Origin of the sequence: Kitasatospora sp. NPDC051853, from assembly GCF_044452665.1 — a bacterium.
GTDB lineage: Bacteria > Actinomycetota > Actinomycetes > Streptomycetales > Streptomycetaceae > Kitasatospora.
The window spans coordinates 23,730-35,969 of sequence record NZ_JBITBY010000005.1; the positions used below are offsets into that span (position 1 = coordinate 23,730).

The window sequence follows — 12,240 nt, forward strand, 5'->3', positions numbered from 1 at the left end:
TCACCCTCCCCCCTGCCGCCGCAGCGCCACGTCCAGCTCGTCGAACACGTACTGCGCCACCGCGTCGAGCTGAGCGCCCGTCAGCTCGCCGACCACCTCGACCTCCACCGGGAAGTTCCACACCACCCGCCGGTCCGGGCCCGGGCCGGCCCCGGGCGACAGCACCGCCTCGCTGCCGGGCGCCGGCACGATGTACTCGCCCTCGTGCACCAGGGCGATCCCGGTCCGCTCGACCCGGCCGCCCGCCTCGAAGGCCGGCAGCACCAGCAGGCCCTCGCCGTCCCCGGGTCCGCCGCCGCCCTCGTCGGGCACACTCACGACTCGACGCCGGGCGAGAGGGACATACAGGTGAAGCTGGCGCTCGGCGCGCCGTCGATCACCACATTGCTCGGGTTGGCGGAAGTGATCACGCAGCGGCTGAACTTGAGTGCCTTGAAAGCCCAGTCGGTGCCCTTCTTCTCCGCCACCGTGATCTCGAACTCCTTGCCCTTCACCGCGAGTTCGGTCAGATCGGCGACGGCGGTGCCGATCGCCTGCACGGTCATCGTGAAGGTGAAGGTCTGCGGCTGGCGCACATAGCCCAGGTTGTCCGCCTCGATCGAGTGGATCACCGTGTGCGGCACGTTGAAGGTCGGCGTGAACTGCGAGATCGGCGCGACCACCGAGTTGCCGAGGCGGATCTCCAGCCGGGTGTTCCAGTCGGGCATGCCCGCTCCTAGGTGAAGTTGAGGGTCAGCGCGATGCGGTGGACCGCACCGGCGTAGTCGACCGACACCAGGACCTCGGCCACCCGGTCGTTCTGGGCGTCCTGAATGACCTTCAGCTGCGCCGGGGTGAGCGCCGCCGGGTCGGCGTCGAGCAGGTCGAGCACCGGGACGTCGATCGCGTAGCCCTCGATCACCTCGCCGCGCACCAGCGGATCGAGGACCGCCTCCAGTTGCACCACCAGCGCGCGCAGGCCGGAGCGGCTGATCCGCAGACTGCCGATCGCCCTGATCAGCCGGGCCTTGAGCTTGAAGGTGACGTCGTCCACGGTGCGCTGGACGTCGATGAACTTCATCTTGGCCGGGTTCCCGGTGTACCCCTCGCCGAGGTACACCCCGCCGCCCGGGATCAGCGCCGGGTGGTCCAGCCAGTTGACCCCGTTGCCCTTGGGCGGGTTGCCGAACTGCTCGGACTGGTTGAGCTTGTCGATGTCGGCGACCGCGAACGGCGCGCTGGTGATGGCGACCTGCTTGAGCAGCATCGAGACGTGCGGCGGATGGCCGGCCACGGTGCCGGTGACCGCCGCCGCGGCGTCCTCGTCGCTGCGGTGGGCGATGTAGATCATCCGGTCGCTGGCCAGCGCGCCCGTCACCACCGCCGGATCGGCGGAGTCCTTGGCCAGCATCGCCACGCCCATCCGCTCCCGGCCCTCGCCGCCGCGCTCGGAGACGTCGGTGACGTGGGCGGCGAGCCGGCCGACCGCCCCGGTGGCGGCGCCGGAGGCGGTGGTCAGCGGGGTCTTGGCCAGCACCACGAACTGGACGTCCAGCGCCTCGATCGCGGTCAGCGCCGCGCTCGGGTCGGAGACCGCCCCCGTCGCGCCACCGTTCGCCTTCACCGCGAACACCTGGGCCGGCCCCGGGCTCTGCCCGAACAGCGCGACCAGCGCGGCGGTCAGCGAGGAGTTGGGCACCTGCCTGGTGGCGTCCGCCGGGTCCGGCACCGTCGCCGGGCCGAACAGCACGGCGGCCGCGGCCGGACTGGTCACCGGCACCACCTTGTTGTCGGTGCCGGTGGCGGCCGTCCCGATGACGGCGACGTTCCCGGTGGCGCGCACCACCGGGGAGAACATCTCCACGTTCGATCTGACGTTGATGTACCGGACGGCCATCGTCTTCCCTTCGCCTGTCACCCGTTCGCCGGGGGGTGCGGTCAGTGGAACTTGTCCTGGAGCTTGCGGCGCAGCGCTTCCTGCTCGGCGGGCGTCATCACCGGAGCGTCCGGCGCGGGGGCCGGGACGGGAGCCGGCACGGGGGCACTCGGGGTGGTGGCCTCGTGCTCGGCCACGTCGGCGGGTTCGGGCTCGGGCTCGGACGGGTGCACGGTGGTCTCCTCGACTGACGCGGGGACAACGGCGGTTCGGGCTTGCGGGCGACGGGCCGGCACGGCGGCCCGCTACGGCTACGGCTACGGCTACGGCTACGGCGGAAGGACGATCGCGAGAACGTCCTGTGCGGCGAAGAAGGCCGACAGCTCGGTCTCGGTGATGCCGCTCACGGCCAACGCCGCGGCCGGGAAGACCAGGACCGGCGCCAGCCGGCCACGGGACTCCAGGCCGGCCGGATCGGGGCGGGCCGGCAGCCCCCGCTCGGCCAGGTCGCGCACCAGCTGCGCGGCGCGCAGCGAGGCGGTGAGGTCCACCGACTCCCGTACCAGCACGGCCAGTTCGAGCGGCACCCGGCGCCGGTTGGCCGGGGCCGCCGGATCGAAGGGCGGTGGCGCGGCGAGCCGGATCTCGCCGAGCAGGTGGCGGTAGGCGCGCCGCAGCTCGTCCACGGTCCCGATCCGGTGCCGGGCCAGGTAGCCGTCCAGGTCGAAGTAGCGGAACTTCGCCTGGAACTCGGCCAGGGTCTGGTACTCGCCGATGTCGTTCAGCGTCACCGACTCGACCGCGCCGGGGTCGAGTTCGAGCACCAGGGTGGCGGTCAGCCGCAGCATCAGGTCCGCCCACTCGGGCGGCGCGGCGGCGTCCCGGCCCTCGTACAGCACCTCGGTTCGCTCGTGCGCGGGCGCGGTACGGATCCAGCTGCCGGACAGCTGCCGCACGCGGAACAGCGGACGCTGCAACTCCGCCGCCGCGACCTCCAGCCGCGCCACCTCGTGCACGGTGGCGGCCGGCAACCCGTAGAGCGTGCCCACCAGTTGGCGCACCCGGGCCAGACCCGTGGCGTCGGCGGGCAGCAGGAGACCCGGCAGCGCACCGGGAGCGCCCAGCCGCAGCATCAGCCCGTCGGTGAAGCCGCTCACCACCCACCGCCCCGGTCCACCATGCAGTGCGCCCTCCGCCCGCCCCGCGCCACGGCGAAGCCGCCGACGCACCGTACGCCGACCGTTCGTGGACGCTACGCCGCACACCGTCACCGCGGCGTCACCACCGCATCACCGCCCCGGCCGATGCCGCCCACCCGAGCCGGGGGCGTTGTCACCCGCCGGAGGAATCCTGTCCAGCGGGTGGCCTGCCCGCGGCGCGCGCATCCAGCCGTCGGGGCGGAGGCCGAGCGCGTACTTGGAGTCGACCCGGCAACGCACGGCGGCCGCGGCGCTCCCCGCTCCCCGGTCTGCTCGCCCGGCCCGTACGACGGAGGGGGCGGCGAAGGGGTTGCGCGGACATGATTTTACCAGTTGCTAAGATTGGCAACTGCCAGGGGCTCCCCCGGGACACCCGACCGAGCCGCCCCACGACGAAAGACGCTGATCCCGCATGAGTGAGAACCTGCCCGCCTGCCCGAAGTGCTCCGGCGAGTACACCTACGAGATGGACGCCCTGATGGTCTGCCCCGAGTGCGGCCACGAGTGGGCCGTCGCCGAGGGCGGTGCGGAGGAGGGCGGCGCACGGGTCGTCAAGGACGCGGTCGGCAACGTGCTCAACGACGGCGACACCGTCACGGTGGTCAAGGCCCTCAAGGTCAAGGGCAGCCCCTCCGGCATCAAGGCGGGCACCAAGGTCCGCAACATCCGCCTGGTCGACGGCGTGGACGGCCACGACATCGACTGCAAGGTCGACGGCTTCGGCGCGATGCAGCTCAAGTCCAGCGTGGTGAAGAAGGTCTGACCCGCCGGCCGCGCGGGAGCCCCGCCGCCCCGCCGCTGACGGACGCTCAGGACGGCGGCAGGGGCGGCGGATTGTCGCGGAGGAGGTCGTGGCCGACCTCGGTGAGGGTGTGGCGCACCTGCTTGCCCTCGCGGTGGGTGGCGATCAGACCGGCCGTGCGCAGGGCGGCGACGTGGGCGGAGGCGGAGGGCGGGGTGACGCCGAGCCGCTGGGCGAGTTCGGTGGTGGAGCAGTCGCTGCCGGCCACGGCGCGCAGGACCCGGGCCCGGGCGGCGCCGAGCACCGCCACGAGGCCGTCGTCGGCCGGCTTCCGGGCCGCGGGTTCCGCCGTCGGGGCCGCGATCGGGTGCAGCAGCAGGCTCTGCCGGTCCGGCCCGGGCAGCAGGCTGATGGCGTACTGGATGAAGTAGTTGGGCCGCAGCTCCAGCCCCCGGCCGCCGAGCTCGAAGGAGCCCTCCAGGTCGCCGAGGGTGCACTCCAGCACCCCTTCGTCGCGCCAGACGGCCTTCGGGTGGAGCGAGTTGAGCATTTCGCCGACCCCGGAGCGGGCGGCGGTACGGGCCCGGGCGGCGATGTCGGCCTCCAGGGCGCGGCGGATGTCGGGCCAGTCCGGGGCGAGGCAGGACCGGAACAGCGCCCAGGCGCCGTCGCTGACCTCGCGCAGGCCCCGGCTGCCGTCATCGCGCAACCGGGCCAGGGCGGGCGGGACTTCGCGGCCCTCCCCGAACATCGCGACGCCCTCCTCCACCGCCTGCTGCGAGACGGAGAGCATCGCGTCGAGCTCGTCGGTCAGCTGCCGGCGGACGGCGTCGAGGTCCGCCACCATGAAGTCGGGGACGCCGATCGGGCTCGCGTTGACCACCTCCAGGTAGCGCGCCGCCCGGTGCGGCACGTGGCGGCGGGCGTCCCGCCACCAACGGTCGCTGCGCGACCCGGTCTCCTGGTGCACTCCCACCCTGGCCGATCCGGCCAGCAGGTGGTCGAGCGGGGATATGACGAACCTGGTCCTGGCGAGGTCCGCGACCCCGAACCTCAGCGCGATCACGAAATCTCCCCCTCGCCCCCACAGCCGCCCTGAGCTGCCGCGTTGTCAACTATTAGGCCCAGAGGCTAATGCATGGCCGTCGGTCCGTCCGCGTTGGCAGGCTCTCTCCCGTCGGCGCGACCGAGGCCCGCTCCGTCCCCCACCACGAGGGGAGTGGGGGACGGAGCAGCATCCTCGACCGGGCGTCCGTCGAACCGGACGCCCGGTATCGCCCGACATCGCCCGGTGCCGCCCGGCAGTCGTCGGGGCCCGGGCGGGCGCGGCGCACCCGATGGACAGATTGAACCTGTTCAAATAGGCTGCCCGCGGCGTCGACGAGATCAGGAGGGCGTCCCGTGCGCGAGTACCTGACCGCCGCGACCTGCGCGCTGCTCGGCCTGGAGGCGATGGCCGTGACCTTCACGGCCCTCCTCTCCATGGTCATGTACGCCGTGGGCCTCACCGACGTCGGGGAGCCCTGGGGCCTCACCACCGGAGTGCCCGTGGTCGCGGTGATCCTGGCGGTCCTGGTGCTCGTGCTCCTCGGCCTGACGCACGTGGTCCGCACGCTCAACCACCGGACCAGGCGGCGGTCCTGGAGCCTGTCGGCACTGGCCGTACTCCACGCCGCCTACGGCACCACCCTGCTGCTGGAGGGCCGGCCCCAGTACGCGGCGGCGCTCCTGGCGTTCTCCGCCCTGCAGACGGTGGCCGCCGCCCCGGCACCGCGCGGGTTAGTCGAGTACCGGCTCGCCTGACCGCACCGCCGGACGTCAGTGGCATCCCGTGGCCGCTCTCCTTCCGCTCAGCCCGCCGGCACGCCGAGGCGTACCCAACTGATCTTCCCCGGAATGCCGTTCGCGTCGTCGTTCACGTACCCCAGCGAGCGCTGGAAGGCGGCGTAGGACTCCCGGTCCGCCGGGCCCCACTCGGGGCCGGGGCCCACCTGGTAGCGCGAGCAGCCCACGTCGACGAGGCGCCGGCCCATCCGCGTGATGATGTCGGAGCGCTGACCGATGTGGAAGAAGTCCGCGCCGGGGAAGGGCTCCAGGGCGCCCCCGGGGCCGGTCGGCGGGCCGGCCTGGTGGCCCGCTCCCTGCCAGGCCGGGTCGGCCGAGACGATGCCCTCGGCGTACTTCGGGTAGCCGTAGGCGTAGACGCCCTCCACCTCGTTCCCGAACCGGGACCGGGTCTTGGCGTAGCAGCCGTCACCCTCGGAGGAACCGTTGTCGTTGGTGTTGAATTCGACGGTGCTGATCGAACCGGCGTCGTAGCCGACCACGAAACCGGTGTGCGATCCCCCTCTCGGATACTTGGGGGAGGAGACGAAGAACTGCGCACCGACGGCCGGGTAATCGGACGACCGGTGCCATTCCCGGAAAATGCTCAACGATTCGTAGCAGGACTCCGACTTCGGGATCAGTGCGTCCAGGCCTTCCAGCTTGAAGCACACCCAGCAGCCGATGTCGCACCACGCGACGCGCTTCGTTTCGCCGAAGACCTCGGCGAAGTTCACTCCGTATATGTCCCGGATGTCGTTGTTCCACTGGCCGTCCGAGAATCCCTCGTGGGCACCGACGAACGACTGGAACCTCCGGGTGACCTGCTCCACCTGGCTCATGACAGGACCTCACTCGTGTCAGGACGTCGGTGTGTCAGTACGGATGGGGCGGGCGGTCGGGATCCGCCTGCTGGACCTTGGCGGCGAGGTTCCGCCCGTCGCGGGAGACGCCGTAGGTGTCCATGACGTAGTTCATCGAGGCGGCGATGTTCGCCACCCCGTCGTAGATGTGGTTCGAGGTGCCCCGCTCGTGGTGGCGGGCGAAGGTCGGCGGAATGCACTGCGCCACACCGCGCGAGCAGTACAGCGGGTAGCCGTCCGACTGGATGGGGCCGTGCGCGTTCACGTCCTTGCCGTTGACCGCGTTGAAGTAGTAGCTGGACTCGCGGACCGCGAGCGTCATGTACCCCGGCAGCCACCAGGTGACGGGGAGGCCCATGAGCTGGCAGACCTGCTGGATCGCGAGGCCGGTACTGCCGTCCGTCACCTGGTCGAAGACCACGTCCGCCATCCGGATGCCCTTGGCCGGCGGGCCGGCCTCGCCCTCGACCACCGAGAACAGCCCGCTCTCCTGGCCGAGCCGGGTGAGGGAGGCGGAACCGGGGACGCCGTCGGCATCGGCTCCGTCGAAACCGAAGGAGCGCTGCAGGCGGCTGTAGGCGTTGAGGGTCAGGGTGCCGAACGAGCCGTCCATGTAGTCCCGGTCGAGCAGACCCCTGGCGACCAGGGCCTCCTCGACCGGCCGCACGTCGTCCGGAAACAGCCCGACGCCCTGCGGGGCAGGTGGATCGGCCATTGCCGCTCTGACCACGTGGGAGAGATTCACCTGTGTCATGTCATCACCTTCCGGGAAAAACCCCTTTTCCACGCTAGAACCAATTGACTTTCCCGACACATCAGCCGACCGCACAGGAGCGGAAACGCAAGAATTGACCGCACCCGATGCAGGGAAATCCACTCGGGTCGACGCCACAAAAATGCCGGAGGCCGCGCATGTTTCCGACGGTGGCACCCGGGCGGCACCGGCCGCCCTATGACCTGATAGGTACCGCACGGGCGGGCGGTCCGGTTTGCTTGGCCGGACGCCGGGGCCGGGGCCCGCGGGGCGGGCTCAACGGAGGCGGCCCCGGCGTCCGGCGCCGTCCCCACCCCTGCCCCTGCCCCTGCCGTTGCCCCTGCCGTTGCCGTTGCCGTTGCCGTTGCCGTTGCGACGGCGCGATCCCCGGCCGCCGGTCCCCCAGCCGCGCGGTCGGCCCGCCCGCCGCCGGGGAGCTCCCACTCCCCGGGGGCGGGCCCTGCGGGCCCGACACGGGCCCCCGCCGTTCGGCGGGCCCCACCCCCGCTGAACGGCGGCACATGGAGGGCCCGGCCGGCCAGGCCGCCAGGAGCGGCGGGAGTCGGCCGCATCCGAACCATCCGTCGGCCCGAAGTCGCCTTTCTGACGGTGGACCGCCAGTGGTACCGTCGCGCGTCCCGAGCCGGGAGCAGCCGGCGTCCAGGTGCTCTGACCTGGCCTTTCGGGAGCAATCGGCGGAATTGGGGAGGGGCTGTGGCGAGCGTGCTCGTACACGTGCCGGAGCAGCGGGGGCGGTCGCCCTTGACGGTGGAACTGACGCCGGGCCAGACGGCCCGGTTCGGCCGCGGCGCACCGGGCTGCCCGGTGGACATCGAGCTGGACGACCCGGCGGTGCCCCGGCTCGCCGGGGAGCTGCGGGCCACCGAGGACTACTGGCAGTTGAGCAACCTGAGCACCGGCCGGAGCTACCTCGTGGAGAACCCCGAGGGTGCCGGTGAGTACTTCCGGGTGGCACCGCGGCGGCTGCGGGCGCCGGTGCCGTTCGAGTTCGCCCGGGTGGTCCTGCCCACCCGCACCGGGCCGTTGGCGTTCCAGGTCTTCGCACCGGCCCACGCCTACCTGGAGGGCGGAGCGGACGCCGTGCTGGACGGGGCGGCGACCCTGACGCCCTTCTCCCTGGACGAGTCGGCGGTGTACTTCCTGGTCCTGGTCGCGCTCTGCGAGGCCCGGCTGCGGGACGAGTCGACGGCCGCGATCCCGACCGCCCGGCAGGTCGCGGAGCGACTGCACGGCCATCCGTCGGCCGGGCAGCTCAGCGAACAGGCCGTCAGCTTCCACCTCGACTACCTCGCCCGGCACAAGCTGCGGATCAAGCAGCCGGGCGACTCCGGACGGCGGCTGGACTGGCGCCGCGAGGGCCTGGTGAACGCGGCGCTGCGGTTCGGCCTGGTCCACGAGGCACACCTCCCGCTGCTGACGGCGGGACCGGGCCAGGCCTGCACGGACCCGACCGTCACGAGCCCGGCCGTCACGGGCCCGGCCGTCACGGGCCCGGCCGTCACGGGCCCCACCGGACCCGGCCCGGCCGGCACGGACCGGAGCACGGCATGAGCGCGCGCGGACGGCGGACCGAGGAGACCGTCCCGGCCGGGTACCGGATCGGCGACTGGGAGGTCACCGAGCAGATCGGGGCCGGGAGTTGGGCGACCGTGCACGCCGCCCGCTGGTGCGGTGCGGCGGACGCCGGGATGCCGGCCGAGGCCGCGGTGAAGGTCTTCTCCATCCAGGGGCTGGCGCCCCGTCAGGCCCGGCAGCTGTCGGAGACGGCCGTCCGGGAGGTGGAGTTCGGCCGGGAGGCGGCCCACCCGGGGCTGGTCCGGCTGATCGACACCGTCGTGGTCTCCGACCCGGACCACCCGGTGCTGGACGGGGCCGTGGTCCTGGTGATGGAGCGGGCCAGGACCAGCCTGCTGGAGGAGCTGACCGCGCACGCCGCGCAGGCCGCCCGCTCCGGGGACGACGGCCCGGAGGAGGCCACGGCGCTCCCCGAGGCCGGCCGGATCCTGACCGAGATCTGCGAGGCGCTGGCGCACCTGCACCGGTCCGGCTGGGTGCACGGTGACCTCAAACCCGCCAACATCCTGCTGGCGCGGGACGGTTCGGTCCGCCTCGCCGACTTCGGCCTGGCCGCCCGGATCGAGGGCACCCACGGCTACGCCCCGCCGGTCGGCTCGCCCGACTACCTGCCGCCGGAGCGGTGGACGGAGCCGCTCGGCGAACGCGGGGTCACGGTCCGGACCAGTCTGGACGTCTGGGCCTTCGGGGTGACGGCCCATCAGCTGCTCACCGGCGGTGCGCTGCCCTTCCCCGGCGCCACGCCGGCCGCCCGGCAGACCGCGCTGCACGAGTACGCGGCCGGGCAGGCCCCGCTCCGGCTCGACCGGCGGGTCCCGGAACGCTGGCTCGGCGTGCTCGCCGACTGCCTGGTCGCGGACCCGGCCCAGCGCAGCTGGCACAGTGCCGAAGCCCTGCTCCCCCGGGTCCGGGCCGCCGCCCGCTCCGGACGAGGCGGGGCCGGACGATGGCGGCGGAGGCTGCCGGTGATCGGGCTGGCCGCCGCCGCGGCGGCCGCGTTGGCGGTGGTGCTGATCGCGCCGTGGGAGCAGCCGGAGAAGCCCGCCACGGTCGCCAGCGCGCCCGTCACGGTCTTCAACATCGAGACGGCCTGCCAGCAGCAGAGCGAGCGGCTCCGGTCCTGCAGCCTGGGGCTGGCCCGCGACCCGCTCCGCAAGTACGACGCCGCCAACGTGGTGCTGGAGCACCGGGTCTGGCACCAGGACATCCTGACCGCCGACTGCGTGGTCTACCACGGCGACCGGGTCGCGGACGAGACCGGTGTCGGCAACGACCGCTGGTTCCGGGTCCTCCTGCCGCAGATCCCGAGCGGCCACGCCTGGCTGCCCGCCGTCCGCACCCACGACGACCCGAAGCTCGCCGAGTGCCCGTCCCACCTGGTGCCCTGACGAGCTGACGGCCGGTCAGCCGCTCAGCCGCACGCGCGGCCCTGCCCCCGGACGAGGGGGCAGGGCCGGCGTCAGTCCTCCGACCCCAGGATGCGGTCGAGCGTCCGGCGCCCCAGCCCGCTCATCGTCGGGTTGCTCTCGACGTAGTACCAGACGAGGCCCATGGCCTGCTGGAACGCCCAGGCCTTGCCGCGCTCCCACTCGAGGTCGTCGCAGCCCAGCCTGTCCCGGAGCACCTTCCTCGGCCCCTGCCGCAGCAGGTGCCAGGCGCTGACCAGGTCCAGCGAGGGGTCGGCCGGGGCGAAGCCGCCGGTGTCGAGCACACCGGCGAGGCGGCCGCCCTCGACCAGGACGTTGCCGGGGATCAGGTCACCGTGGCTCATCACGTCGGCACCCTCGCGCGGCAGCTCCCGCAGACCGCTCCACACCCGGCGCAGCCGGGGCACGTCGAGCAGTCCCTCGCTCTCCGCGAAGCACAGGTCCATCCAGTCCTCGTGGCGGGTCAACGCCCCGCCACGGCCCGCACCGTTGAACGTCCGCCCCCGGGTGTCCGCCCGCCGGAGGGCCGCGAGGAAGGTCGCCAGGTCCTCGGCGAAGCCGTCCGACCCACCGGGGTCGGCGTCCCATCCGACCGTTCCGGTCAGCCAGGTCTGGACCGACCAGGGCATCGGATAGCCGGCCCCCGGCTCCCCCAGGGCCACGGGTTCCGGCACGGGGAACGGGGACACCCGCGCCAGTTCGGCGCCCGCCCCGGCTTCCCGTTGCAGGACCACCAGCGCCTCGGCGGCCTCGGCCCGGCGCAGCGGGAAGCGCGCCGCGAGGTCGTCCCCGATGCGGAAGATGGCGTTGTCCGTCCCCGTCGTCCGCAGCAGTCTGACCTCCTTGCCGCTCCAGTGGGGGAACTGATCCCGGATCAAGATGGCGACCGTCTCGGCGGTCACGTCCACTTGATCTTCGTGCATGGTCACCTCTCGCACACTCGTCCACCACCCCGGTCCCGGGACGGTACGGGCAGAAGCAGAGCAGATCACCGGGGCTCGGAGCCACCGATTAATGATCAGCCGCCGTCGGCCGGAGGAGCCGGGCCGCCTCCTGGGCGGTGCGGGCGAAGGAGCGCAGCAGCGGGGTGTTGTGGGAGGTGAGCCAGGCCGGTACCCACTCGATCGGCGGGGCGTCCGCGAAGGGCACGCAGGCGACGTCGGGCCGGGTGTAGAACCGGGTGACCTGTTCCCCGACGATGCAGGCTCCCGCCCCGGCACCGATGAGCTGCAGGGCCTCCTGGAAGGTCTCGAACCGGGGGCCCTCGGGAATGGGCAGGCCACCGGGGGTGCGCCCGGGGCGGCGGTCGGCCGGCCAGGCGCCGGGCACGGCCCCGGCGATCCGCAGCAGCGGGATCCGGGCCAGGTCCTCCATGGTCACCCGGTCCTGCCGGGCGAGCGGGTGCCCGGCGGGCACGGCGAGCATGCGGGGTTCGGATATCAGCACCGGGCCGGTGACCAGGTCCGGTTCGGTGAGCGGAAGGCTGAGCAGCAGGACGTCCACGTCCCCGCCGCGCAGCCGGCCGAGCGCCTCGGTGATCTGCGCCTCACGGACCCGGACCCGGCAGGCGGGCCGCTGCCGGGGGAACAGCTCGGCGGCCCGGTGCGCCACCTGCCCGGCCGCCGCGCCGACGTAACCGATCGTCAGCTGTTCCCCCGCCTGCCGGACGGCGGCCGTCGCCCGGTCGAGACCGGCCTGGATCTGCTCGTAGCCGGGCCGCAGGTCCTCGTGCAGGGTGTGCCCGAGCTCGGTCAGGCGCACCACCCGGTTGGTCCGTTCGAACAGCGGGGCGCCGATCCGCCGTTCCAGGGCCTTGACGGTCTGACTGATCCGGCCGGTCGTCACGTTGAGGCGTGCCGCGGTACGGCCGAAGTGGAGTTCCTCGGCGAGGGTGAGGAACGCCTCCAGTTCCAGGCGCTCGATCATGTCTGCTGGTCCACCCTGCTCGTGACGCGTCGTCGGCTGCTGTCGGAGGGACCA

General features: G+C 72.9%; 14 protein-coding genes. 4 read left to right on the forward strand and 10 right to left on the reverse strand.

Translation table 11 applies throughout. The features are described 5' to 3' along the window. From ACIA8O_RS15430 to ACIA8O_RS15450, 5 genes are all read right to left on the reverse strand, one after another. Entirely contained in the window at positions 1-318 is a 318-nt protein-coding gene (locus ACIA8O_RS15430) for a hypothetical protein (RefSeq protein WP_396294285.1), read from the reverse strand. Next, entirely contained in the window at positions 315-707 is a 393-nt protein-coding gene (locus tag ACIA8O_RS15435) for a hypothetical protein (protein WP_396294286.1), read from the reverse strand. The genes ACIA8O_RS15430 and ACIA8O_RS15435 overlap by 4 nt, the downstream gene beginning before the upstream one ends. An 8-nt stretch (positions 708-715) precedes the next feature. Beyond that, positions 716-1,876 (reverse strand): hypothetical protein, encoded by a 1,161-nt coding sequence (locus ACIA8O_RS15440; protein WP_396294287.1) that lies wholly within the window; start codon positions 1,874-1,876, stop codon positions 716-718. A 41-nt stretch (positions 1,877-1,917) separates the two neighbouring features. After that, a complete protein-coding gene (locus ACIA8O_RS15445) occupies positions 1,918-2,088 on the reverse strand; it encodes a hypothetical protein (RefSeq protein ID WP_396294288.1) in 171 nt (56 codons plus the stop codon). A 96-nt stretch (positions 2,089-2,184) separates the two neighbouring features. Further along, positions 2,185-3,012 carry a hypothetical protein gene (locus ACIA8O_RS15450; protein WP_396294289.1) on the reverse strand — a complete coding sequence of 276 codons (828 nt, stop codon included), beginning with the start codon at positions 3,010-3,012 and terminating at the stop codon, positions 2,185-2,187. Positions 3,013-3,466: 454 nt separating this feature from the next. On the opposite strand from ACIA8O_RS15450, the gene ACIA8O_RS15455 reads away from it, so the two are divergent. Further along, positions 3,467-3,817, forward strand: coding sequence for a zinc ribbon domain-containing protein YjdM (locus ACIA8O_RS15455; protein WP_396294290.1), 351 nt, complete (start codon positions 3,467-3,469; stop codon positions 3,815-3,817). Positions 3,818-3,863: 46 nt separating this feature from the next. Here the strand turns inward: ACIA8O_RS15455 and ACIA8O_RS15460 are convergent, their stop codons facing one another. Further along, positions 3,864-4,862, reverse strand: coding sequence for an ArsR/SmtB family transcription factor (locus ACIA8O_RS15460; RefSeq protein ID WP_396294291.1), 999 nt, complete (start codon positions 4,860-4,862; stop codon positions 3,864-3,866). 335 nt (positions 4,863-5,197) lie between these two features. Between ACIA8O_RS15460 and ACIA8O_RS15465 the strand changes: the two genes are divergently transcribed. Beyond that, complete coding sequence (locus ACIA8O_RS15465) at positions 5,198-5,599, forward strand: hypothetical protein (RefSeq protein ID WP_396294292.1); 402 nt, start codon at positions 5,198-5,200, stop codon at positions 5,597-5,599. 47 nt (positions 5,600-5,646) lie between these two features. Here ACIA8O_RS15465 and ACIA8O_RS15470 read toward each other — a convergent pair whose 3' ends face one another. Together ACIA8O_RS15470 and ACIA8O_RS15475 are read right to left on the reverse strand one after the other, a co-directional pair. Then, positions 5,647-6,462: a peptidoglycan-binding protein gene (locus ACIA8O_RS15470; protein WP_396294293.1), complete on the reverse strand. Its 816-nt coding sequence runs from the start codon at positions 6,460-6,462 to the stop codon at positions 5,647-5,649. Positions 6,463-6,496: 34 nt separating this feature from the next. After that, complete coding sequence (locus tag ACIA8O_RS15475; protein ID WP_396294294.1) at positions 6,497-7,237, reverse strand: hypothetical protein; 741 nt, start codon at positions 7,235-7,237, stop codon at positions 6,497-6,499. A 714-nt stretch (positions 7,238-7,951) separates the two neighbouring features. Here ACIA8O_RS15475 and ACIA8O_RS15480 point away from each other — a divergent pair. Together ACIA8O_RS15480 and ACIA8O_RS15485 are read left to right on the forward strand one after the other, a co-directional pair. Continuing rightward, entirely contained in the window at positions 7,952-8,809 is an 858-nt protein-coding gene (locus ACIA8O_RS15480; RefSeq protein ID WP_396294295.1) for a serine/threonine protein kinase, read from the forward strand. After that, positions 8,806-10,221 carry a serine/threonine-protein kinase gene (locus ACIA8O_RS15485; protein WP_396294296.1) on the forward strand — a complete coding sequence of 472 codons (1,416 nt, stop codon included), beginning with the start codon at positions 8,806-8,808 and terminating at the stop codon, positions 10,219-10,221. Before ACIA8O_RS15480 ends, ACIA8O_RS15485 begins: the two co-directional genes overlap by 4 nt. A gap of 71 nt (positions 10,222-10,292) precedes the next feature. Here the strand turns inward: ACIA8O_RS15485 and ACIA8O_RS15490 are convergent, their stop codons facing one another. Beyond that, positions 10,293-11,183, reverse strand: a complete 891-nt coding sequence (locus ACIA8O_RS15490) for an aminoglycoside phosphotransferase family protein (protein WP_396294297.1) — start codon at positions 11,181-11,183, stop codon at positions 10,293-10,295. 88 nt (positions 11,184-11,271) lie between these two features. Continuing rightward, on the reverse strand, positions 11,272-12,186 hold the full coding sequence (locus ACIA8O_RS15495) for a LysR substrate-binding domain-containing protein (RefSeq protein WP_396294298.1): 915 nt from the start codon (positions 12,184-12,186) through the stop codon (positions 11,272-11,274). Between the last annotated feature and the right edge of the window lie 54 nt (positions 12,187-12,240).